Here is a 24,385-nt window from a genome sequence, read left to right on the forward strand (position 1 = left end):
GGGTTTTCGGGCAGGACGATGGCGTCCCTCAGTCACCAAGCTGGAATCCTTCTCCCTCCGGGAGAAGGTGGTGGCAGCCGGATGAGGGTCCGGCCGAAGCGGCACACCTCACTGCTGCGCTCCGCCCGCATCCTCACCCCAACCCCTCTCTCCCACGGGGACTACCTTCGGGTCGCCGGTGGGAGAGGGGCTTTAGCCATCCCCCAGCACGCCGCGTCGGGCCGGAACGGCCTCGGCGAAATGCCCAGCAGCTGCTGCACGGCGCTGTTGTCGGCGATCAGGTCGCTCTCCAGCCGCGCCAGCGGTCCGCGCAAGCGCGGCACCGCATGGCGGCCCAGCCGCAGCAGCCAGGCCGGCAGCGGCACCGGCAGCGTCGCCACCGGCAGGCTGCGCCGCACGCGGGCAAACATCTCGCCGGCATGCAGCCGCTCGCCGCCTCCCAGCGGGATCACCTTGCCGGCAGCCAGTGGCGTATCCAGCGCGGCCAGCACGGCCTGGGCGATGTCATCGGCATGCACCGGCTGGCGCTGGCCGCGCCCGGCCGGCAGCGGAAACACCCGCGTGCGCACGGCGCGGCGGGCGATCGGGGTAAGGCTCTTGTCCAGGCCGGCGCCGTACACCAGGGTGGGCCGGAACACCGTCCAGGCGCAGCCGCGGCGCTCGCAGATCGCCGCCAGCGCCGCTTCCGCATCGCGCAGCTGGCGCGACAGCGCGCGCTCGGCCGGCACGGCAGATTCGCGCTTGCTCTCCGCACTCATCGAACTGGTGGCGATCACCCGCGGCGCGCCTTCGAACGTCGCCCCGAGCAGCCAGTCGGCCAGCCCCTGCAGGGGGCCGAAGCTGACGATCGCCGAGATCTCGCCGATCGCCGGCACGTCGTGCGGCAGGTCGCCCTGCAGCCAGGTCACGCCCGCGCCGTCGCGCGCGCGCCGGCTCACCGCGACCACGTCCGCGCCGCGCTCGCGCAGGCGCGGCAGCAGGAAATGCCCGATCTGGCTGCTGGCGCCGAAGACGAGGACACGCATGGAGATAAGGCTCAACCGCCGGCCTGCAGGCGCGCGGTGATGCTGGTCAGCCGCGGATTGCCCGGCGCCAGCTTGCGCGCGTGGTCCAGCGCCTGCGCGGCGGCGGGGCGGTCGCCGCCGGAAAGGCGTTTTTCCGCCTGATCCATCCACGCATTGGCCAGCCGCTGGCGCAGTTCCGCCTGGCCGGCTTCGCCGGGCGCCAGGTCGCCGAGATCGTTGAGGCGCTCGCCGGCCTGCTGCAGGTTGCCGTTGGACAGCGCCTGGTTGAACTGCTGCACCACCGTCGCCGGCAGCTCCTGCAGGCCGCGGCGCGCGGCCTCGTTATTGCCGTCGATGGCCAGCGCGCGGCGATACAGGTCGTAGGCGCTTTCGCCGGGCGGCAGCATCACGTTGCCGCTGCGCGCGGCCGCTTCGGCCTGGCGCACCAGCCGCGCCAGCTCGGCGTTCTGCTGCGGAGTGAGTTCGGCCTGCGCATCCGCCTGCGGCAGCGCGCCGGGCACCACGCCTTCGCTGGGACGATGCGCGGTGTCGCTCAGATGCGCGCGCGCCGCGGCCAGTTCTGCCGATTTCGGCGCCAGCTCGGCGGCCTGGTCCAGCAGGCGGCTGGCCTGGGCGGCGTCGCCGCTGTCCTGCGCGGCATTGGCCTGCACCACCAGCGCCTGCGCCACCTGGCCCAGCCCGGCCTTGGCCTGGGCGTTGTCCGGATCCAGCGCCAGCGCGTCCTTGAAATGCGCCAGCGCGGTATCGCTGCCGCTGCCGCTGATACGGCCCGCGCGCAGCGCGGCCTGGCCCAGGCGGATCGCCTCGGACAGCTGGCCGTCGTCTTCCTTCTGGTCCTGCACCAGCGCGGCGCGCAATGAAGGCAACTCGCCATAGTTGGGCAGCAGCGCGGCGAGGCGGTCGACGCTGGCGCCGGCGGCGGCGCGGTCGCCGGCGTCGATTTCCTTGTGCGCCTGCGCGGCCAGCGCGTCGCCCACCTTGTCCAGACCGTGCGAAGCCACCGCATTGCCGGGGTCGGCGGCGAGGATGCGCTTGTACAGCGCGCCGGCATCGGCCGGGCGGCCGTCGTTCATGGCCTGCTGCGCCTGGTCGACCAGGGTGCCGGCTTCGAAGCTGGCGCCGCGCGCCTTGGCGATCGCCTGGCTCAGGCGGTCCACGTCGCTGCCGCCGCCGAGCAGTTCGCGCGCGGCATTGGTGGCCTGCTCCGCTTCGTCCGGCTTGCCGGCGGCCAGCGCGGCATCCGCCTTGGCCACTTCGGCCAGGCCGACCTTGCGCAGGCCGTCGCGGGCGCGGTCGTTGTCCGGTTCCAGTGCGCGCGCCGCTTCGAACAGTTCGCGCGCGCTGCTGCCGTCGTTGCCGTCCAGGCGGCCGTCGTGCAGCGCCTGCTCGGCGCGGCCGAGCACGTCGTTGAGTTCCGTGGTGGGCAGCAGGCCGCGCACGCGGTCCTGTTCCAGATAGAAAGTAACGCCGACGCCGATCGCCACCAGCAGCAGCAGCGGCCATAGCCAGCCGCGCTTGCCGGAGGATGCGCGCGATTCGCGCGCAGAGCGGCCTTCGTTCGCATGGGCGCGGCGCTGGCCGGCATCCACGGTCACCTTGGGCAGGCCGTCGTCCGGTTTGCGCGCGTCGCGCGCATCGGCGGCGTCGAGCTGATCGAGGTTGCCCAGGGTGGGTTCCGTGCGCCCCTGCGGATCGGATTCGTGCTGGTCTCTGCGTCCGTTCATGGTCCACACAATCGTTTCGACCGCGGGAGCTTAGCACCGCGCCATGGCCCCGCCGCGTGTCTGCCGCCGCCCCGAAAAGGCGGGCTTCAGCCGCCGCCGACGCGCCTGGCGTCCACCACGTTCGGCAGGGCCACCACGCGGGCCAGCAGGGTGGAGAGCTGCTCGAAATCGCGCACGCGCAGGGTGAAGCGCATTTCCACTTCGCCGGTGCGCACGAACACCCGGCTGGACGAGGCGATGATGTGGGTGCCGGCGTTGCTGATCACGCTGGTCACGTCCTTCTGCAAGCCCTTGCGATCGTAGCCGCGGATTTCCACGTCCACTTCGTAGGCCTGGGCGGCGGCCTTGCCCCACTCCACCTCGATCACCCGGTCCGGATCGCGCCGCGCCAGCCGCGCCAGGCTGGGGCAATCGGCGCGATGCACCGACACCCCGCGCCCGCGCGTGACGAAGCCGCGCACCGGGTCGCCCGGCAGCGGCTGGCAGCAGCGCGCCAGGGTGGTGAGCAGGTTGCCCACGCCCTCGATGCTCAGCGCGCTGTGATCGAGCGTGCTGTGGCGCGAAGCCACCGGCAGCTGCGACTGGGTCATCTCCACCGGCGGCGTCTCGGCTTCCTGCAGCACGCGGGCGATCTGGCCCGGCGTGATCTCGCCCAGCGCCAGCGCCACCAGCACGTCGTCCAGCTGCTTGAGATGGAAATGCGCCGGCAGCTTGCTGAGATCCGGCGCCGCCAGCGCAAGGCGCTTCAGTTCGCGCTCGAACATCGCGCGCCCGGCGGCGAGGTTGGCGTCGTGCGCGCTGCGGCGGAACCAGGCGCGCACCTTTTCGCGGGCACGCGAAGTGTTGAGGTAGCCGTGATGCGCGGACAGCCAGTCGCGGCTCGGATCGCCCAGCTTGGCGGTAAGAATCTCGATGCGGTCGCCGCTGTGCGGCTGGTGGGTGAGCGGCACGATGCGCCCGTTCACCTTGGCGCCGCGGCAGCGATGGCCCACTTCGGTGTGCACGTGATAGGCGAAATCCAGCACGGTGGCGCCGCGCGGCAGGTCGACCACTTCGCCGCGCGGCGTGAGCACGTAGACGCGGTCTTCCATCAGCTCCGTATGCAGTTCCGCGGCCAGGTCGCCTTCGCTCTCGGCCTTCGGTTCCAGCAGACGGCGCATCCAGGCGATCTTCGCCTCGAACTCGCTGTCGGCGCTGCCGCCTTCCTTGTAGCGCCAGTGCGCGGCCACGCCCAGCTCGTTGACGCGGTGCATCTCGTGCGTGCGGATCTGCACTTCCAGCGTCTTGCCGTGCGGGCCGATCACCGCGGTATGCAGCGAGCGGTAGTCGTTGCCCTTGGGCCGCGCGATGTAGTCGTCGAATTCGCCCGGCAGATGCGGCCACAGCGTATGCACCACGCCGAGCGCGCCGTAGCAGTCCGCCACGCTGTCGACCAGCACGCGGATCGCGCGGATGTCGTACAGGTCGGAGAACTCCAGCGACTTGCGCTGCATCTTTTTCCAGATGGAATAGATGTGCTTGGGCCGCCCGGCCAGGTCGGCGCGGATGCCGGCGGCATCGAGCGAGCGTCGCAGCTGGTGCAGCGATTCGCGGATAAAGCTCTCGCGGTCGGTGCGCCGCTCGTCCAGCAGCTTGGCGATGCGGCGATAGGTTTCCGGCTGCAGATAGCGGAAGGCCAGGTCTTCCAGCTCCCACTTCAGCTGCCAGATGCCGAGGCGGTTGGCCAGCGGCGCGTGGATGTCGCGGGTCAGCCGCGCCAGTTCCACCCGCTCCGCTTCCGCCAGCGCGCTGGCGCCGCGCATGCGCGCCAGCTGCCGCGCCAGCAGCACGAACACCACGCGCAGGTCGCGGATGATCGCCAGCAGCAGCCGGCGCAGGCCTTCCGATCCGCTCTGCGGCGCCTGCTGCGCATGCAGCGCCCAGACCTTCTCCGCCGCCAGTTGGCCCTGCACCAGGCGCTGCAGTTCCGGCGCCAGGGTGGGTTCGATGGTGGCCCAGGCTTCGGGCTTCACCCGCGCCAGCTCGAACCACAGCGCCGCGGCCTGGGTCTGCGCGTCGCAGCCGAGCATGGCCAGCAGGTCGAGCACGTCCACGCATTCGGCTTCGCGCAGCGCATGCCCCGCACAGGCCTGCAGCGCCTGCGCCAGCACGGGCGCCGGCGCGGCGGCGCGGTCGCGCCACTGGGCCAGGCTGGATGCTGCGGTGGGGGCGGCTTGGACCACGCGGGACGTCCTTAAGCGGATGCGCTCATTCTAGGGCCTGCGCCCGCGTTTCAGCCCAGCGCTTCCAACGCCCGCGCCAGCCGCTTGGCCGAGACCGGTTCGGCCGTCTTCAGCTCCTGCGCGAACAGCGACACGCGCCATTCCTCGATCAGCCAGCGCAGCTCCGCCAGCGCGGCCGGCTCGGCGCCCGCCGCGCGATGCTTGAGGTATTCGCGCCAATACGGCAGAACCTGCAGCATGCGCTGCTGGTCCTTGGCCGGGTCCTGGCGCAGGCGCTCGGCGCGCAGGCGCATGGCTTTCAGGTAACGCGGGAAGTGCGCCAGCCGCGCGGTCGGCAGCTCGCGCAGGAAGCCCGGCTCCAGCAGATGCACCAGCTGTTCGCGCAGGTCGTCGTAGCTGGCGCGGGCGAAGCCGATCAGCGGCGGCTCCAGCCAGGGCTTCAGCTCGGCCTGCGCTTCGATGATCGGCTCGGCCAGCTTCAGCCGCTCCACCGCCGCGCCGAACAGCTCGCGGTTGGCCTGGGTATGCAGGGTTTCGAACGCACCGGCGGTGCGCGCATCCAGCGCGTGGCGTTCCAGCAGATCGGCGAAGCCGCCTTCGGCGAGGTCTTCGCGCAGGCTGTCGACGCTGCCCAGCGGCGCGTATTTCAGCGCCAGCGGATTGCCCACCGGCAGGCGGCGGCGCACCTGTTTCATCTCGCTGGCCAGCGCATTGCGCAGCAGGCGAACCACGCCGCCGCGATGCGCCTCGCGCGCCTCGTCGCTGCGCTCGAACACGCGCAGCGCCACGGCATCGCCCAGGTCGACCAGCGCGGGGAAGGCCATCAGCCCGCCGTCGGAACGCACCTGCGCCGGGATGTCCTCGAAATCCCAGCGGGTGACGTCCTCGCGGGTCAGTTCCAGATCGGTCTTGCGCGAGAACGCCTCGCGCGCCTGCCCTTCCCACTGCCCGCGCAGCGCGGCCAGATCGCGGCCGGCGGCAAGCGTGCGGCCGTTCTCGTCGTGCAGGCGGAAACGCATGCGGAAATGCGCGGGCAGCGCGGCCGCGTCGAATTCGTTCGCGGCGATGTCCACGCCGGTGGCGCGCTTGAGGAAGGCGGCCAGCGCCTTGGGCAATGGCTCGTCGCGCGGCGCTTCCGCTTCGACGAAGGCGCGCGCGAAATCCGGCGCCGGCACGAAGTTGCGGCGCAGCGGCTTAGGCAGGCCGCGGATCAGTTCGGCGACCTTTTCGCCGAGCAGGCCGGGGACCAGCCATTCGCAGCGCGCGGCGGGCAAGGCGTTGAGCATGGCCAGTGGGAGATGCAGCGTGACGCCGTCCGCGTCGTCGCCAGGGACGAAGCGGTATTCGAGGCGATAGCGCTGCGGCCGCTCCTGCGCATCCTGCGCCCGCGGCACTCGACCATCCATGGTCATCGGTGGAATATCGAGCGAAGCGGGAAATGCCTTCGGATCCAGGCCTGCGCCACCCGCCATCACGTCGTCCAACGACCAGCGCAGCGCCGCCTGTTCGGTGGGCCGCGCACGGCTGTACCACGCGTCCAATCCGCGGCTGCTGGCGATGTCCTGCGGCAGCTTGCCTTCGAAGAAGGCGGCGAGATCGTCCTCGTGCCGGATCAGACCTTCGCGGCGCTGCTTCGCCTCGATGCCGCGCGCATCCTCCATTACGCGCAGATTCGCGCGCACGAAGTCGGCGCGCGCTTCGATATCGCCGCGCGCCAGCGCCTCGCGCAGGAAGATCTCGTGCGCCAGCGGCGGGTCCTGCTGCTGGAAGGTGACCGGCCGGCGCTCGACCAGGGTCAGGCCGAACAGGCTCACCTGCTCGTAGGCCACCACGGTGCCGCGCTTGCGCGACCAGTGCGCGTCGCGGCAGCTGGCCTTGAGCAGATGCGCGGCCTGCTGCTCGATCCACAGCGGCTCCACGCGGGCGCACATCATGCCCCACACCTTGCCGCCGACATCGAGGATCTGCGCGGCGAAGATCCAATTCGGCGGCACCTTGGCCAGCGCCGAGCCGGGGAACACCTGGAAGCGGCGTTCGCGGGTGCCGCGGTAGAGGCCTTTTTCGTCCTTGTGGCCGACCTGGGTGGGGAGGCCTGCCAGCAGGCTGCGGTGCACGGCTTCGTAGAGACGCTGATCGTCACCCTCAACCTCGCCCCCTCTCCCCTCCGGGGAGAGGGCTGGGGTGAGGGGGCGAGGCTCGCGGGATGGTTTGTTCGGAGCGGCTTTTTTTGCCTGAGGCGCGGACAGAGTCTGTCGCACCCGTGGCCCCTCACCCCGGCCCTCTCCCCGGAGGGGAGAGGGAGAAGTGTTGTGCCACCCCAACTCGTCAGACACCAGCAAAAGCTGCCGATGCAGCTCCCGCCACTCCCGCATCCGCATGAAGCTCAGGAAATTGCGCGAACACCAATCGCGCAGCTTCGACTGCGTCAACTCCTTGTGCGACTCGTCATAAGCCCGCCAAAGATTCAGCACCCCGGCGAAATCCGACTTCGGATCGCTGAACTGCGCATGCGCCTGATCCGCCTGCTGCCGCGCATCCGCCGGCCGCTCGCGCGGGTCCTGGATGCTGAGGAAGGCCACCAGCACCAGCAGTTCGCGCAAGCTGCCCAGCTGGTTCGCTTCCACCAGCATGCGCGCCAGCTGCACGTCGATCGGCAGCCGTGCGAGCGTGCGGCCCACCGGCGTCAGCTTCTTGTGCTCGTCGATCGCCGAAATCTCGGCCAGGCGCCGATAGCCGTCGGCCACCACGCGCGGATCCGGCGCCTCCAGGAACGGGAACTCGTCCACCTCGCCCAGCTGCAGCGACAGCATGCGCAGGATCACGTTGGCCAGCGAGGAGCGCAGCAGTTCCGGGTCGGTGAAGGCGGCGCGCGCGTGGTAGTCGGCCTCGTCGTACAGGCGGTAGCAGATGCCCGGCCCGACGCGGCCGCAGCGGCCCTTGCGCTGGTCGGCGGCGGCGCGCGACACCGGTTCCACGTGCAGGCGTTCGAGCTGGCTGCGCTGGCTGTAGCGCTTGATGCGCGCCAGGCCCGAGTCGATCACGTAGCGGATGCGCGGCACGGTGAGCGAGGTCTCGGCCACGTTGGTGGTCAGCACCACGCGGCGCTTGGGGCCGGGCTTGAACACGCGGTCCTGGTCGGCGGCGGACAGGCGCGCGTACAGCGGCAGGATTTCCGTCTCGCGGTATTGCCGGCGCGACAGCAGCAGGTGCGCGTCGCGGATCTCGCGCTCGCCGGGCAAGAACACCAGCACGTCGCCGCGCGGGTCCTCGCGGGTAAGTTCGTCCAGCACCGCCGCCACGTGCTCGGCGCCGCCCTGCTGCATGTCGCGGCCGCGGCGTTCGCCCAGTTCGTCCAGCGAGCGCCAGCGCACGTCCACCGGATAGGCGCGGCCTTCGACCGACACCACCGGCGCGTTGCCGAAATGCTCGGCGAAGCGCGCGGTGTCGATGGTGGCGGAGGTGACGATGATCTTCAGGTCCGGCCGCTTCACCGCCAGCCGCTTGAGATACCCCAGCAGGAAATCGATGTTGAGGCTGCGCTCGTGCGCCTCGTCGATGATGATCGTGTCGTAGGCCGACAGCCACGGATCGCCCTGGGTCTCGGCCAGCAGGATGCCATCGGTCATGAACTTGACCAGGCTGCGCTCGGACACCTGGTCGTTGAAGCGCACCTGGAAACCGACCTGGTCGCCCAGCTGGGTGCCCAGTTCCTCCGCCACGCGGCGTGCCACCGAGCGGGCGGCCAGGCGGCGCGGCTGGGTGCAGCCGATCATGCCGGCCTCGCCGCGGCCGGCGGCCAGGCACAGCTTGGGCAGCTGGGTGGTCTTGCCGGAGCCGGTCTCGCCGGCGATCACCACCACCTGGTGGCGGCGGATCAGCTCGACGATCTCCTCGGCGCGCGCGGTGATCGGCAGCGATTCGTCCAGGCGGATGGCCGGCTTGGCCTCGGCACGGACGCGGCGCTTTGCCGCGGAACGCTCGATGTCGCCGGCCAGCGCCTCCAGCTTCTTGTCGTCGGCACGGCGCGACAGGCCGCGCCAGCGCCCCAGCAATCGGCCGAAATCGCGGCTGGAAACGCCGTCCAGCGCCTTGCGCAGGCTGCGCAGGCGGTCATCGGGCGGAATGGGTCGGGAGGCAGGTGTGTCGCTCATCGGACCGCACATTGTACCGGCAGCGCGGCCGTCATAGCCCAGAACTATCGCGCGCATCGGAAGCATTCATTTCTTCCTAACGGGACGCCCCGCTAAGCTCGACGACAGACTTTCACCACTAAGGAGTACGGCCATGGCCATCGATATCGGCATCGCCAAGAAAGATCGCGAGCAGGTCGCCAAGCACCTGTCCAAGCTGCTGGCGGACACTTACTCCCTGTACCTGAAGACCCACAGCTTCCACTGGAACGTCACCGGCCCGCAGTTCAACAGCCTGCATGCCATGTTCGAGACCCAGTACAACGAGCTGTGGCTGGCCGCCGACGAAGTGGCCGAGCGCATCCGCACCCTGGACGTGTTCGCCCCCGGCTCCTACAGCCAGTTCGGCAAGCTCACCACCATCAAGGAAGAAGCCGGCGTGCCGGAGTGGAAGGACATGGTCGGCCAGCTGGTCGAGGGGCATGAAATCGCCGCCCATACCTCCCGCGAGACCATCAAGGTGGCTGATGCGGCGGGCGACGAGGGCACGGCGGACATGGTCACCGGGCGGCTGAAGGAGCATGAGAAGACGGCCTGGATGCTGCGTTCGCTGCTGAAGTGAGGGGCCGGCGGCCCCTCACAGGTAGGTTGGGGTGAGCCTTCGGCGAACCCCAACGGCGCCCGGGCCCGGCAGGCCGGACATGAACTCGTTGGACGCATACGTTGGGGTTCGCCTGCGGCTCACCCCAACCTACGCCGGCTCCCCGCCCTGACCTCGCGCTGACCACCCGCCCCCGCCTTTATTGAGCCTGCTGCCCGGCCTCGGTAAGCTCCTCAAGCTTTGGCGCCTCGTGTGAGAGGCAACCACGGGGATCGTTCTTGAGCGCTACCGCTGCAGCAGCCACCCATCCCAGCCGGTCCACGCTGTTTTCAGCCATTTTGCTGGCGCTGGTCGTCGCGGCCCTGAATGTCGGCCTGTGGTGGTGGGGCAACCTTCCGAACGGTCCCAAGGACTGGAACGGCCCGGTCGGCGGCTTCGCCCTGTCCGCCTTCCAGCGCTACCAGAACCCGCTGAAAAACGATTTCCCCAGCGAGGAGGAGATCGAGGGCGACCTGAAGCTGCTGAGCCGCTACACCTCGCGCGTCCGTACCTATTCCACCCTGCAGAACCCCCAGGTCTACCGCCTGGCCGAGCGCGACGGGCTGGACGTCATGGCCGGCGCCTGGATGGACCGCCGCCTGGACAACAACGAGCTGGAGCTGGACGCGCTGATCGCCCAGGCCCGCCGCTACCCCAATTCGATCACCCGCGTGATCGTCGGCAACGAGGTGCTGTTCCGCGGCGACCTCACGCCCGAGCAGCTGATGGCCTATGCCGACCGCGCCCGCGCGGCGCTGAAGCAGCCGGTGTCGATCGCCGAGCCCTGGCATATCTGGGCCATGTATCCGGAACTGGCCGACCACGTGGACTTCATCACCGTCCACCTGTTCCCGTACTGGAACGGCGTGCCCCGCACCGACGCCGTGGAAGACGCGGTGAAGAGCTACGAGGCGCTGCAGCAGCTGTTCCCGAACAAGCACATCGTGATCGGCGAGATCGGCTGGCCGTCCAACGGCGACCGCTTCAAGTACGCCCAGCCCTCGGTCTCCGACGAAGCGATCTTCCTGCGCCTGTGGTTCAACAAGGCCAAGCAGGAAAAGCTCGACTACTACGTGATGGAAGCTTTCGACCAGCCCTGGAAGGAAAAGCTGGCCGGCCGCACCGAAGCCTACTGGGGCATGTTCAACGCCGACCGCCAGCCCAAGTTCCCGTTCACCGGCCCGGTGACCGAAGACACCGGCTGGCCCTGGAAGGCGCTGGCCGCCGGCCTGCTGGCGCTGGTGCCGATGATCTGGTTCGGGCGCCGCTTCGCGCGCTTCAAGCTCACCGGCCGCTTCTTCTTCGCTGCGCTGATCCAGCTGGCCTGCGGCCTGGTGGTGTGGTCGGCCACCCTGCCCTTCAATTTCTACCTGAGCTGGATCGACTGGACCATGCTGGTCCTGCTGTTCCCGGCGCAGATCGCCATCCTGGCCATCCTGCTGATCAACGGCTTCGAATTCACCGAAGTGCTGTGGCGCCGCTCGTGGGTGCGCCATGCCGCCATGCTGCGCCCGGATCCGCCGGCGAAGCAGCCGTTCGTGTCGATCCACCTGGCCTGCTACAACGAGCCGCCGGAAATGGTGATCGTCACGCTCGACTCGCTGGCCGAGCTCGAGTACGAGAACTACGAAGTCCTGGTGATCGACAACAACACCAAGGACCCGGCGATCTGGCAGCCCGTGCAGGAATACTGCGAAAAGCTCGGCCACCGCTTCCGCTTCTTCCACCTGGAGCCGTGGCCCGGCTTCAAGGCCGGCGCGCTGAACTTCGGCCTGAAGGAAACCGATCCTCGCGCCGACGTGGTGGCGGTGATCGACGCCGACTACGTGGTGCGCCAGGACTGGCTGGCCACGCTGACCGGCCACTTCCACGACCCCAAGGTCGCCGTGGTGCAGTGCCCGCAGGCGCACCGCGACTTCGAGCACAACCGCTTCCGCCGCATGACCGCGTGGGAATACGACGGCTTCTTCCGCATCGGCATGCACCACCGCAACGAGCGCAACGCGATCATCCAGCACGGCACCATGACCATGGTGCGCCGCTCGGCGCTGGAAGGCACCGGCGGCTGGTCCGAATGGACCATCTGCGAAGACGCGGAACTGGGCCTGCGCCTGATGCATGCCGGCTACGAGCTGGTCTACGTCGACGAGCTGATGGGCAAGGGCCTCACCCCGGCCGACTTCAAGGCCTACAAGAGCCAGCGCTACCGCTGGGCCTTCGGCGCCATGCAGATCCTCAAGGGCCGCTGGGACTGGATGACGCGCAAGGGGCCGCTCTCGGTGGGCCAGCGCTTCCACTTCCTCACCGGCTGGTTCAGCTGGTTCGCCGACGCGCTGCATCTGATCTTCACCCTGATGGCGATCTTCTGGACCGCCGGCATGGTGGCCGCGCCGAAGCTGTTCACCCTGCCGATGCAGCTGTTCCTGATCCCGGTGATCGGCTTCTTCTTCGCCAAGGCCATCTTCGGCATCGTGCTGTACCGCGCCCGCGTGCCCTGCAGCTGGTACGACACCTTGATGGCCTCGCTGGCCAGCATGGGCCTGTCGCACGCGATCGCACGCGGCATCCTGCACGGCCTCACGCGCGAGAAGACCTCGTTCGTGGTCACCGCCAAGAGCCGCCGCCTGGGCGGCAGCAACTTCGCCGCCTTCGCACCGGTGCGCGAGGAAATGCTGATGGCCGTCGCCCTGCTGCTGTGCGTGGTGGGCATGGGCATGGCCTATGGCACGCATTACGTGGAGAGCAAGCTGTGGATGTTCATCCTCAGCGCGCAGGCGATTCCCTACGTGTCGGCCGTGGTCGGCGCGTGGATCGCGCACAAGGCAGGCGACAAGGCCGGTTGATCCCGCCACGCCTGCGTAGGTTGGGGTGAGCGAACGCGAACCCCAACACCCCGTACCCTCCACACTCGTTGTGGTTCGCATTCGCCCACCCCAGTTCAAGAAGCTGCGAACGGCAGCCCGAGGTTGCGGTCTCACCCCCACCCGCTAAGCTCGGTCCAGGCGATGCATTCGCCTGCCGCCCCAATGGATGGAACCCCCGCATGCGCCGACAACGACGCCTGGGCCTGGCCGCCCTGCCCCTGCTGTTGCTGAGCCCGTTCGCGCGGGCCGGCGTGCAGCTGGTGGTGGACGGGGTGGACGACACGCTCAAGGCTCCGGTGATCGCCGGCGTCGAACTCTCCCAGTACGCCAACCGTGAAGTGAGCGAAGCCCAGGTGCGCCGCCTGTTCGAGCGCGCGCCGGAGCAGGTGCGCAGCGCGCTGGAGCCCTACGGCTACTACGAAGCCAGCGCCGAAGGCGACATCCAGCAGAACGGCGCCGACTGGCGCGTCACCTTGCACGTGAAGCCGGGCGAGCCGGTGCTGGTCAGCGCGGTCGAGGTCAAGCTCGACGACGAGGCCATGAAGATTCCCGCCGTGCGCCGCGCCGAGCGCGCGGTGGAACGGCTCAAGGGCCAGCAGCTCAATCACGGCACCTACACCAGCACCCGCGACGCGCTCGCCGGCGCGCTCACCGCCAACGGTTATCTGTCCGCGCGCATGGTCACCCATCGCGTGGAGGTCAACCGCGGCGAGCGCACCGCCACCATCGCGCTGGCGTGGGAGGCCGGCAAGCGCTACCGCTACGGCGAGGTGCACTTCGAAGGCTCGCAGTTCAAGGAAGGCTTCCTGCAGCGCTACGTGCCGTTCAAAAGCGGCGACTATTTTCAGCAGGACCAGCTACTCCAGCTGCAGCAGGCGCTCAATGGCGCCGACTATTTCTCGGTGGTCAACGTGCTGCCCGACGTGGACGAGGCCAAGGACGGCGTGGTCGACGTCACCGTGCAGCTGGCGCCGGCCAAGCGCACCATCTACACCGGCGGCCCCTTCGTCGGCACCGACACCGGCGCCGGCGTGCGCGCCGGCATGGAGCGTCGCTGGATCAACCGCAGCGGCCACAAGTGGAAGAACGAACTGGTGCTGGCGCAGCGGCTGAAGACGCTGTCCACGCTCTATTCCATCCCCATGCCGGGCGAGAACCAGCGCTCGTTCAACTTCGGCGCCAACTTCCGCGACGCCAACACCGACACCTCGAAATCGCGCACGCTCGAACTGGTCGCCAACGAAACCCGCCTGTGGCACGGCTGGACGCGCACCATCGGCCTGCATGCGCTGTCCGGCACCTTCACCGTGGGCAAGCAGGCCGGCGAGAACGACAACGTCGCCGGCATCGAACACGGCCGCAGCACGCTGTTCTATCCGGAGGCCTCGCTGTCGCGCAAACAGGCCGACAACCCCACCTTCGTGCGCAACGGCTGGGCGATCGACATCTACGCGCGCAGCACCGTCGGCACGTTGTTGTCCGACGCCAGCTTCAGCCAGCTCGCCGCGGACGCGAAGTGGATCCGCGCCTTCACCAAACGCGACCGCCTGATCCTGCGCGGCAGCGTCGGCTATACCTGGACCAACGACTTCAACGCCCTGCCGCCGCAGCTGCGCTTCTTCGCCGGCGGCGACCGCTCGGTGCGCGGCTACGGCTTCCAGACCATCGGCCCGCGCAACGACTTCGACCGCGTCGTCGGCGGCCGCAACCTGCTGGTGGCCAGCTCCGAAGTGGAGCACTACTTCACCCGCAACTGGGGCATGGCCGCCTTCGTCGACGCCGGCAATGCTTTCGACGGCACCGATTACCGGCCGCGCGTCGGCGCCGGCCTGGGCGTGCGCTGGCTGTCGCCGGTGGGCATGATCCGCGTGGACGTCGGCACGCCGATCAATGACAAGCGCGAACACGGGGTGCAGTTGCATCTCGTGATCGGGCCGGACTTGTAAGGAGCATGACGATGGCCAAGTGGCTCAAGCGCATCGGCATCTTCCTCGGCATCGTGGTGCTGTTGCTGGCGGTTGCGCTGTGGTGGCTGCTGGGCAGCGCGTCCGGCCTGCGTTTCGCCTTGGCGCGCGCGCAAGCCTTCACCGATGGCGCGCTTACCGTGCAGCAGGCGGATGGCCATCTCGCCGGCCCGCTGCAGCTCAAGGGCCTGCGCTACGCCGACGGCCAGGGCATGGAAGTGAAGGTGGCCAGCGCCACGCTCGACCTGCGCCTGTGGCCGCTGCTGCGCAAGCGCGCGCATGTGCTGAACCTGGACGCCGACGGCATCGACGTCGCGCTGCCCAAATCGAAGGAAGAAGAAAAACCCAGCGAAACCAGCTTCTCGCTCAAGCCGCCGCTGGACATCGTGCTCGACCGCGTCCACGTCGGCGCCGTGCGCATCGCGCAGGCGGGCGAACCGCTGTTCGCCTCCAACCGCCTGGACCTGGCCGGCCAGTGGACCTCCGCCGGCATCGAGCTGCACCAGCTCAATCTGCTGGCGCCGGATGGCCACGCCGACCTCAACGGCAAGCTCGTCATTGCCGCCGGCGAACAAGGCGATGGCGCCGCAGGTTTCGCCTGGAAAGTGGCCGGCGTGGAATACGCCGGCAGCATCGAAGCGCACGGCGACGGCAAGCGCATCAAGACCGAACTCAAACTCACCCAGCCCACCGCGCTGCAGCTCACCGTGGACGCCGCGCAGCGCGGCGACTACGACTGGAACGCGCGCCTGGACGCGCCACGCTTCGATCCCAAGCCCCTGCTCGGCGACAGCTCGCTCACCGCGCTGGGCCTGGCCCTGCAGGGCAGCGGCGACCGCCACGGCGGCACGCTGCAGGGCAAGGTCGATCTCAACGACTACCAGCTGCTGCTGCAGCCGCTGAGCGCGCGCTTCAGCGACGACTTCAAAACGCTGCAACTGCAGAAGCTCACGCTGGGCTCGCCGCAGATCAAGGGCCAGCTCGAAGCCAACGGCACCGTGCAGCTCGGCGCGCAACCGGTGAGCGGCGACCTCACCATCGCCTGGAAAGACCTGCTGCTGCCGGCATCGCTCGCCGGCCAGGACCTGGCCAGCCAGGGCAGCCTGAAAGCGCGCGGCAGCGCGGATGCCTTCCATGCCGAAGGCGATGTCGATATCGGCCCGCCCGGCAAGCTGGCCAAGCTCGCGCTCAATCTGGACGGCACACCGAAACTCATCACCCTGCACACGCTGGAACTCAAGCAGCCGCAGGGCGGCATGCAGGCCAAGGGCACGCTCACCTTGCAGCCCGCGCTGGCCTGGCAGCTCGAAGCTACAGCGAACAAGCTCGACCCCGGCCAGCTGCTGGCCGGCTGGAACGGCGCGCTGGATTTCGACATCGCCACCGACGGCACGCTGCCGCAGAACCAGCCCGACGCCACGCTGGATATCCGCAAGCTCGCCGGCACCCTGCGCGACCGCCCGGTGCGCGCGCAGGGCAAGCTGCATCTCACGCCGCAACAAGTGGTCGACGGCAAGCTCGATCTCGCCTCCGGCGGCAGCACGGTCAAGCTCGACGCCAAGCCCGGCGCCAGCAACGACGCGCAGCTCGATCTGGCCATCGCCTCGCTGGGCGACTGGCTGCCGGATGCGCAAGGCCGCGTGCAGGGCGACCTGCGCCTGCGCGGCAAGGCGCCGAAGTTCTCGCTCGACGCCAAGCTGCAAGGCAATGGCATCGCCTACGCCGGCCAGACCATCGACAGCCTGCACCTCAACGCCAACCTGCCCGACCTCAGCAACCCGGGCGGACAGCTCGACCTGGAAACCGGCGCCGCCAAGCTCGGCGGCCTGGATTTCAAGCGCATCGACCTGCACGGCGAAGGCAGCTCCGCACGCCACAGCCTCACCCTGCAGGCCAGCGGCCAGCAGCTTTCCACGCGTGTCGCGCTCAGCGGCGGCATGAAGGGCAGCGCGTGGAACGGCACGCTGTCCACGCTGGACCTGGAGCCGCAAGGCATTCCGCGCTGGCATCTGCAGCAGCCCGCGCAGCTGGGCTACGACAACGGTGCGATGAGCCTGTCCGAGCTGTGCCTCACCGCCGGCGAGCCGCAGCTGTGCGTGGCGGCCAAGCAGGACAAGGCCGGCAATCTCGACGCCAACTACCGCCTGCGCGATCTGCCGCTGGCGCTGCTGATGACCTTCGCCGGCCCCGACATGCCGATGCGCGCCGACGGCACCCTGGGCGGCAGCGGCAGCATCCGGCGCAACGCGGCCGGCGCGCTCAGCGGCAGCGCCTCGATTACCTCGCCGCGCGGCACCATCACCTATGTCGACCGCGCCGACCAGCCGCTGCTGTCCTATAACGAACTCGCGCTGCAGGCGCAGCTCAGCCCCTCCAGCCAGAACGCCACCTTGCATGCGGGCCTCAACGACGGCGGCCGCGTCGACGGGCAGGTCTCGATCAACGGCGCGCAGCAGGCGCTGGGCGGGCAGCTGGAACTGCACCTCAACAATCTCAAGTTCATCGAACTCTTCAGCAATGAAGTCGCGGAAGTGAAAGGCGCGGCCAACGGCAGCTTCCGCTTCGCCGGCACCGTGGCGCAGCCGCTGGTTTCCGGCCAGGCAGCCGTCACCGGCTTCGCCGCCGAAGTGCCGTCGGCCGGCTTGAAGCTCAGCCAGGGCCAGCTCACCGTCAGCACCACCGACGCCAGGCAGTTTCTGATCGGCGGCAGCGTGCAGTCGGGCAAGGGTTCGCTGCGCATCGACGGGCATGCGGGCGTCGGCGAAGGCGCCACCACCGCGATCAACGTCAAGGGCAGCCAGTTCACCGCCGCGGATATTCCCTCGGCCAAGGTGATCATCTCGCCCGACCTGCAGATCACCCAGGACGCCAAGGGCATCAACGTCGGCGGCGACGTCACGCTCGACACCGCCGACATCGACGTCTCCCGCCTGCCCGGCGCCGGCGCCACGCAGGCCTCGCCCGACGTGGTGGTGGTGGACCAGGAGCAGCAGGCAGAGAAGGCCAAGGCCTTGCCGATCACCGCGTCGGTGAAGGTCGATCTGGGGCGCAAGACGCATCTGGTCGGCTTCGGCCTGGACGGCCGCCTCAGCGGAACGCTTACCGTCAGCGAGCGTCCCGGCCGCGCCACGACCGGCCAGGGACAGATCACCGTCGACGGTATCTACAAGGCTTACGGGCAGAACCTGCAGATCGAGCAGGGACGCTTGCTGTTCGCGAGCACGCCGGTCGACAACCCCGGCCTGGATATCCGCGCGGCGCGCAAGCTCAATCCGAATGCCACCATCGACGAAGGGCAGAAGGTCGGCCTGATGGTGTCGGGGACGGCGCAGCGTCCGGTGCTTACCGTGTTCTCCAATCCGGTGATGGAGCAGTCGGATGCGCTGTCCTATCTGATCACCGGCAAGCCGCTGTCGCAGGTGAAAGGCGGCGAAGGCGATATGGTCGGTGCGGCGGCGCAGGCGCTGGGGTCTGCGGCAGGCGATCTGCTGGCCAAGAGCGTGGGCAGCAAGCTCGGTATCGACGACGTGGGTGTTTCGAGCAACGAGGCGCTGGGCGGGACGTCGGCGTTTACCGTCGGCAAATTCCTGTCGCCGCGTTTGTATCTGAGCTATGGCGTCGGGTTGTTCGAGCCTGGACAGGTGGTGACGCTGCGTTATCGCTTGAGCCATCGGTGGAATTTCGAGGCGCAGAGTGCGACGGATTTCAATCGGGCGAGTTTGAATTACCGTCTCGAGAAATAGGCCGAGCGCTCGGCGTAGGTTGGGGTGAGCGAAAGCGAACCCCAACACATCGCGGCGCTACGCACGTTGGGGTTCGCTCTCGCTCACCCCAACCTACGGTCAGGTTTTACAGCCGCAGCCAGCGGCCGTTCCATACGCATCCCGCAACTTCACCCAATCCCCCAGCGACCGATACGGCCCGTTCTCGGCCCGCCCCTTCGGCATCACATCCAGAAACCCATAGATCCCGAGAAACTGCTCGCCGCCGCGGCCGAAGGTCGAGTACGTATGGAAGATCCTTCCATCCGCATCCTTGTAGAACACGCTGTCGCCCGAGTAATCCGTACCCTCCGGCTTCTCCTCGCGATAGTTGTAGATCGCCTTGCCCTCGGCCATCTGCTCCGGCGTGAACGACACCTGGAAGTCGAAGTTGAAGTCGCTGCGATGCGACGACACGAACGGAAACTGCCAACCCATGCGTTGCCGCAGCGCCTCGATCTCCGCGATCGGCGCACGCGCGATCGCCACATACGCCACGTCGTGGTTTTCCAGATGCACCAGGATGCCGGCCAGATGATCCACTTCGAAGGAGCAGCCGATGCAGGGCTTCTCTTGCCCCGGCCGCAGCATGAAGTGCTTCACGAACAACTGGCTGCGCCCGCCGAACAGCTCGGCCAGCGTCACCGGGCCCTGCGGCCCGTCGAACACATAAGGCTCGGTCACTTCGACCCACGGCAGCTCGCGCCGCGCGGCGCTGAGCTCGTCCTTCAGCCGTGTGAATTCCTTTTCCTTCTCCAGCAAGGCCACGCGCGCTTCTATCCAGGCGTCGCGCGATACGGTCTGATGATCCATGGCGGCATCTCCTCGCAAGGTTTCAATGCGCCGACACGGGCGCTTCGCCAGCCGCCGCTTCGCGCGGCCGCAGCAGCGTCGCGCCCAGCACCGCGCCCAGCGCGGCGAAGCAGGCACCGGCCAGGAAGGCCGTGCGATAACCGGTCAACAAGGCCGCGCCGCGCTCGACGCCATCGGCCAGCGCGGTGCCGGTCTGCGAGGCGGCAAGACTGGCCAGCACCGCCAGGCCCAGCGCGCCGCCCATCATGAAGGCGGTATTGACCAGGCCGGAAGCGAGTCCCGATTCCGACGGCTCCACATCGCCCATCGCCGCCAGCAGCAAGGGATTGAACGCGATGCCCGCGCCCAGTCCCAGCAGCACCATGCCCGGCATGATGTCGATCAGGTAATGCCCGTCCTGCGGCGCACGCGCGAACAACAGCAAGCCCAGCGCGGCAAATGCCAACCCCGCCGCCAACGGCTTGCGGATGCCGAAGCGCATCACCAGCTTGGCCGAGATGCCCAGCGAGAACACCGCCATGATCAGGTTGGCCGGCAAAAACGCCAGGCCCACTTCCAGCGGCCCGTAGCCCAGCACCAGCTGCATATAGAGCGCGGACAGGAAGAACCACGCGAACATCGCCGCCGCCCACAGCACGCCCACCGTGTTGGACACGGCGATATTGCGGCGCAGGAACAGGCGCAGCGGCATCAGCGGCTTGCGCACGCGCGCCTCGATCACGAAGAAGACCGCCAACAGCAGCACCGCAACCGCCAGCTCGCCCAGCGTGCGCGCCGAAGTCCAACCCAGCTCATTGCCGTTGACGATGGCGTACACCGCCAGCATCAGCGCGCTGGTCACGGTGATCGCACCGCTGACGTCGAGATGGCGCGTATCCGACACGCCCTTGGTCGAAGGCAGCAGCTTCGGGGCGAACACGATCACCGCGATGCCGATCGGCAGGTTCACCAGGAACACCCAGTGCCAGGTCAGCGTGCTGGTCAGCACGCCGCCGAGCATCGCCCCGAGACTGCCGCCGCCCGCGCAGACGAAGCCATAGATGCCCATCGCCTTGGCGCGATCGGCCGGCTCGGTAAACAGATCCATGATCAGCGACAGCGCCACCGCCGTGACCACCGCACCGCCCAGGCCCTGAATCGCCCGCGAGGCGATCAGGAAACCCTGCGTCTGCGACAGGCCGCAGGCCAGCGAGGCCAGCGTGAACAGCGCGATGCCGAGCAGGAAGAAACGCAGATGGCCGTACAGGTCGCCCAAGCGACCGCCGAGCAGCAGGAAGCCGCCGTAAGTCAGCATGTAGGCATTGACCACCCAGGCCAGCTCGGTGTCGCTGAACTTCAGGTCGGTTTTGATCGAGGGCAGCGCCACGTTCACGATGGTCGTGTCGAGCACGATCATCAGCACACCCATGCACAGCACCAGCAGCGCGATCCAGCGTCGGCGCTCGTGGTGATCGGGATTCGTTCCGGGGGAAACATGGTTGGTCATGTTTGGCTCGCTTGCGGGGGAAATGGCCGGTGCATCTTGCGCCGGGTTTGTGAGGATGACGAATGTGCGTCGCAAGAATCGACATCCATCGTGCAACTCTTCTCCCCTCCGGGGAGAAGATGCCGGCAGGCAGATGAGGGGCGGGTGCTCGCCGCAACGCTTCTACGAAGAGAACAAGAGCTTTGGGTTTTCGCGCCCCTCCGCTCACGACTCCGCCCGGCCCCTCACCCCAGCCCTCTCCCCGGAGGGGAGAGGGGGCACGCAAGGATGCTGCGGCGCGGTTTGACACAGCGCATTTAGAACGATTCAAATCGGGACTTCCGCGCCCGGTCCCCTCGCACCGCGCGCCCACGAGGGGAAGACCTACGCATGCGCCACCGGCTCCGCATCTCCGCTCCGCATCTCCTTACCTGCGCCCTGCTGCTCGCCCTGCCCCTGGCGCATGCCAGCCAGGACGGTGACTTCTTCAGCTCCTTCGAACCGGGCGACCCGACGCTGCAGACGTCCAAATCCCCGCTCGCCGTCGACATCGCCGGCGGCCCGGATAAAAACGTGGTGCTCACCGCCAAGCCCGGCGTCGGCTTCACCGGCCTGCACTCGCTGCATTACCGCAGCCAGGGTGGCAAGGCGCAGGAAGCCGCGCTGTTCGACGTCAACCTGCCGGTGGGCGCGCATACGCAACTCTCCTACCTGCTGTTCCCCGTCACCGTGGGCGACAACCTCGCCAACCCGTCCACCTACGCCGCGGTGGACCTGGTGTTCGACGACGGCTCGCATCTCTCCGCCCACGCCGCCTACGACCAGCGCCACGTCGCCGCCACCGCGCGCGCGCAAGGCGAAGGCCGCACGCTCTATCCCAACCAGTGGAACCGCCTGGTCATCGACGTGGGCGCGGTGGCGCAAAGCCGCACCATCAAGCGCATCGTGCTCGCGCAGGACGGCCCGGCCGGCACGGTGGAAGGTTTCCTCGACGACGTGCGCATCGGCGATGCGCCGGCGGATACCGCCACGCGCCCCAGCGACTACGTCAGCACCTTGCGCGGCACCAACTCCAATGCCGACTTCTCGCGCGGCAACAACGTCGTCGCCACCGCCTTGCCGCATGGCTTCAACTTCTGGGCGCCGGTGACCGATGCCGGCTCCGACTGGATGTACCAGTACCAGCAGCGCAACGGCGACGACAATCGCCCGCGCCTGGAAGCCCTGGTGCTGTCGCACGAACCCAGCCCGTGGATGGGCGACCGCCAGACCTTCCAGCTGATGCCGGCCAGCGTCGTCAGCGGCGCGCCCACCGCCAACCGCAAGGCACGCGCGCTGAGCTTCGGCCATGACCACGAAGTGGCGCGCGCCGACTACTACAAGGTGGCGTTCGACAACGGCATCGTCAGCGAGATCGCACCCACCGACCACGCCGCGATCTTCCGCTTCACCTTCCCCGCCGCGCGCGGCCAGCTGGTGTTCGACAACCGCAGCGACCAGGGCGGCATTACGCTCGACCCTTCCGGCCGCAGCTTCAGCGGCTACTCGGACGTGAAGAGCCGCCTTTCCACCGGCGCCACGCGTCTGTTCTTCTATGCCGAAGCCGACCAGCCCGTCAGCGAAAGCGGCAAGCTCGCCGGCGAAGGCCGCGACCACGTTGCCGCCTGGTTCGGCTTCGATACCTCGAAGAACAAGACCGTCAACCTGCGCATCGCCACCTCGCTGATCAGCGTCGACCAGGCCAAGCACAATCTCGCATTGGAGATCGCCAAGAGCGACACCCTCGACACCGTGCGCGAACGCGCGCGCAAGCGCTGGGACGAACAGCTCGGCATCGTTGCCGTAAAGGGTGCCAACCACGACGAGCTGGTCACGCTGTATTCCAACCTGTACCGCCTGTTCCTCTATCCCAACTCCGCCTACGAGAACACCGGCGACCAGGCCAAGCGCGTCTACCGCTACGCCAGCCCGTTCTCCGCCGCCACCGGCGACAACACGCCCACGCATACCGGCGCGCGCGTGCTCGACGGCAAGGTCTACGTCAACAACGGTTTCTGGGACACCTACCGCACCGCCTGGCCCGCCTACACGCTGCTGGCGCCGCGGCAGGCCGGCGAACTGATCGACGGCTTCGTGCAGGAATACCGCGACGGCGGCTGGATCGCGCGCTGGTCCTCGCCCGGCTATGCGGACCTGATGGTCGGCACCAGCGCCGACGTGGCCTTCGCCGATGCGTGGCTCAAGGGCATCCACAACTTCGACGTGCTCAGCTTCTACCAGGCCGCCCTGAAGGACGCGACCGTGCTCAGCCCCATCGCCGGCACCGGCCGCAAGGGGCTGGACCGCTCCAACTTCAACGGCTATGTCGACACCGGCACCAAGGAAGGCCTGTCCTGGTCGATGGACGGCTATATCAACGACTTCGCTATCGGCAACCTCGCCGCCGCGCTGGCCGCCGACCAGAACGCCAAGGATCCCTACCGCGCCAACTACGCCGCCGACGCCGCGTATTTCCACTCGCGCGCACAGGACTACGTCAACCTGTTCAATCCCGAGATCGGCTTCTTCGTCGGCCGCGATGCCAAGGGCCAGTGGCGCTACACCAAGGCGCAGTTCGACCCGCTGCGCTGGGGCGACGACTACACCGAGACCAATGCCTGGAACATGGCCTTCCACGCCCCGCACGACGGCGCCGGCCTGGCCGCGCTGTACGGCGGCCGCGACAAACTCGCGGCGAAGCTGGACCAGTTCTTCGCCACGCCCGGCGAGTTCCACGTCGGCGGCTACGGCGAGCCGATCCACGAGATGCTGGAAGCGCGCGATATCCGCATGGGCCAGTACGGCCACAGCAACCAGCCCTCGCACCACATCCTCTACATGTACGCCTACGCCGGGCAGCCGTGGAAGACGCAGGACAAGGTGCGCGACCTGCTGTCGCGCGTGTACCTCGGCAGCGATATCGGCCAGGGTTATCCGGGCGACGAGGACAACGGCGAGATGTCGGCCTGGTACGTGTTCAGCGCCGCCGGCTTCTATCCGCTGCGCATGGGCGCGCCGGAGTATGTGATCGGCGCGCCGTTCTTCCCGCATATGGACATCAAGCTGGACAGCGGCAAGCACATCGTGATCGATGCGCCGCAGGTCAGCGACCGCAACCGCTACGTGCAGAGCCTGAAGGTCAACGGCCAGCCGTGGCATCGCCTCACCTTGCCGCATGAGCTGCTGGCGAAGGGCGCCACCCTGAGTTTCGAGATGGGACCGCAGCCTTCGCACTGGGCGGGCGACGAAGCGGACTTGCCCACTTCGCTGAGCGGTGCGGCCGGTCCGAAGCCGCTGCGCGACTTTACCGATGGCGGCAAGGGCGAGCGCGATGCAACCGGTGTCGCCAAGCCGGACGCCCTATTCGACAACGACGGGCGCACCGACACCACGCTTGCCGCGCATGCCGTGGTGCGCTGGCATGCGCCGGCAGCGGCGAAGGTGGCGATGTATACGCTCACCTCAGCCCCGCTCGGCAACGCACCTGGCGATTGGACCTTGGAAGGCTCGAACGACGGCAAGCAGTGGACGGCGCTGGACAGCCGCCATGGCGAACGCTTCCCGTGGCCGGGGCAGACGCGCGCTTTCAGCATCGCCAAGCCGGGCGCCTACGCGTGGTACCGGGTGAGCTTCGGCAATGGCGCCTCCGTGTCGCTGGCCGAACTGGAGCTGCTCGGCAACGACTAAAAACGCCGGCGTAGGTTGGGGTGGGGGGGGGGGGGGGCCCCCCCCCCCCCC

At 68.5% G+C, this 24,385-nt stretch carries 11 protein-coding genes; 5 read left to right on the forward strand and 6 right to left on the reverse strand.

Going from position 1 to position 24,385, the window contains the following annotated elements; all coding sequences use genetic code 11:
• Positions 1-161: 161 nt before the first annotated feature.
• The 4 genes from KK141_RS00935 to hrpA form a co-directional block, all read right to left on the reverse strand.
• The gene (locus tag KK141_RS00935; RefSeq protein WP_214569608.1) at positions 162-1,025 is read right to left on the reverse strand and encodes an NAD-dependent epimerase/dehydratase family protein; all 864 of its coding nucleotides are present in this window, start codon (positions 1,023-1,025) and stop codon (positions 162-164) included.
• 11 nt (positions 1,026-1,036) lie between these two features.
• Positions 1,037-2,749 (reverse strand): hypothetical protein, encoded by a 1,713-nt coding sequence (locus tag KK141_RS00940; protein WP_214569609.1) that lies wholly within the window; start codon positions 2,747-2,749, stop codon positions 1,037-1,039.
• Positions 2,750-2,835: 86 nt separating this feature from the next.
• On the reverse strand, positions 2,836-4,971 hold the full coding sequence (locus KK141_RS00945; protein WP_214569610.1) for a bifunctional (p)ppGpp synthetase/guanosine-3',5'-bis(diphosphate) 3'-pyrophosphohydrolase: 2,136 nt from the start codon (positions 4,969-4,971) through the stop codon (positions 2,836-2,838).
• Between the two features lie 50 nt (positions 4,972-5,021).
• A complete protein-coding gene (gene hrpA / locus KK141_RS00950) occupies positions 5,022-9,122 on the reverse strand; it encodes an ATP-dependent RNA helicase HrpA (RefSeq protein WP_214569611.1) in 4,101 nt (1,366 codons plus the stop codon).
• A gap of 133 nt (positions 9,123-9,255) precedes the next feature.
• Here hrpA and KK141_RS00955 point away from each other — a divergent pair, with 133 nt between their 5' ends.
• The 4 genes from KK141_RS00955 (at position 9,256) to KK141_RS00970 (ending at position 18,312) form a co-directional block, all read left to right on the forward strand.
• The gene (locus KK141_RS00955; RefSeq protein WP_214569612.1) at positions 9,256-9,723 is read left to right on the forward strand and encodes a Dps family protein; all 468 of its coding nucleotides are present in this window, start codon (positions 9,256-9,258) and stop codon (positions 9,721-9,723) included.
• 257 nt (positions 9,724-9,980) lie between these two features.
• On the forward strand, positions 9,981-12,584 hold the full coding sequence (locus tag KK141_RS00960; RefSeq protein ID WP_250901469.1) for a glycosyltransferase family 2 protein: 2,604 nt from the start codon (positions 9,981-9,983) through the stop codon (positions 12,582-12,584).
• A 200-nt stretch (positions 12,585-12,784) separates the two neighbouring features.
• Positions 12,785-14,551, forward strand: coding sequence for an autotransporter assembly complex family protein (locus tag KK141_RS00965; RefSeq protein WP_214569613.1), 1,767 nt, complete (start codon positions 12,785-12,787; stop codon positions 14,549-14,551).
• An 11-nt stretch (positions 14,552-14,562) separates the two neighbouring features.
• Positions 14,563-18,312 carry a translocation/assembly module TamB domain-containing protein gene (locus tag KK141_RS00970; protein WP_214569614.1) on the forward strand — a complete coding sequence of 1,250 codons (3,750 nt, stop codon included), beginning with the start codon at positions 14,563-14,565 and terminating at the stop codon, positions 18,310-18,312.
• A 99-nt stretch (positions 18,313-18,411) separates the two neighbouring features.
• Here KK141_RS00970 and KK141_RS00975 read toward each other — a convergent pair whose 3' ends face one another.
• Together KK141_RS00975 and KK141_RS00980 are read right to left on the reverse strand one after the other, a co-directional pair.
• Positions 18,412-19,143 (reverse strand): thioredoxin family protein, encoded by a 732-nt coding sequence (locus KK141_RS00975; protein WP_214569615.1) that lies wholly within the window; start codon positions 19,141-19,143, stop codon positions 18,412-18,414.
• Positions 19,144-19,165: 22 nt separating this feature from the next.
• Complete coding sequence (locus KK141_RS00980) at positions 19,166-20,629, reverse strand: MFS transporter (protein WP_214569616.1); 1,464 nt, start codon at positions 20,627-20,629, stop codon at positions 19,166-19,168.
• Positions 20,630-20,998: 369 nt separating this feature from the next.
• On the opposite strand from KK141_RS00980, the gene KK141_RS00985 reads away from it, so the two are divergent.
• Positions 20,999-24,334: a GH92 family glycosyl hydrolase gene (locus tag KK141_RS00985; RefSeq protein ID WP_214569617.1), complete on the forward strand. Its 3,336-nt coding sequence runs from the start codon at positions 20,999-21,001 to the stop codon at positions 24,332-24,334.
• Positions 24,335-24,385: the final 51 nt, after the last annotated feature.

The sequence above is a fragment of the Dyella sp. LX-66 genome (assembly GCF_018599165.1).
Lineage (GTDB): Bacteria > Pseudomonadota > Gammaproteobacteria > Xanthomonadales > Rhodanobacteraceae > Dyella_D > Dyella_D marensis.

Bases quoted from the DNA above. Each gene is read 5' to 3' on its own strand.
- KK141_RS00935 (WP_214569608.1), bottom strand. From the start codon at position 1,025: ATGCGTGTCCTCGTCTTCGGCGCCAGCAGCCAGATCGGGCATTTCCTG.
- hrpA (WP_214569611.1), bottom strand. From the start codon at position 9,122: ATGAGCGACACACCTGCCTCCCGACCCATTCCGCCCGATGACCGCCTG.
- KK141_RS00955 (WP_214569612.1), top strand. From the start codon at position 9,256: ATGGCCATCGATATCGGCATCGCCAAGAAAGATCGCGAGCAGGTCGCC.
- KK141_RS00970 (WP_214569614.1), top strand. From the start codon at position 14,563: ATGGCCAAGTGGCTCAAGCGCATCGGCATCTTCCTCGGCATCGTGGTG.
- KK141_RS00940 (WP_214569609.1), bottom strand. From the start codon at position 2,749: ATGAACGGACGCAGAGACCAGCACGAATCCGATCCGCAGGGGCGCACG.
- KK141_RS00965 (WP_214569613.1), top strand. From the start codon at position 12,785: ATGCGCCGACAACGACGCCTGGGCCTGGCCGCCCTGCCCCTGCTGTTG.
- KK141_RS00980 (WP_214569616.1), bottom strand. From the start codon at position 20,629: ATGACCAACCATGTTTCCCCCGGAACGAATCCCGATCACCACGAGCGC.
- KK141_RS00975 (WP_214569615.1), bottom strand. From the start codon at position 19,143: ATGGATCATCAGACCGTATCGCGCGACGCCTGGATAGAAGCGCGCGTG.
- KK141_RS00985 (WP_214569617.1), top strand. From the start codon at position 20,999: ATGCGCCACCGGCTCCGCATCTCCGCTCCGCATCTCCTTACCTGCGCC.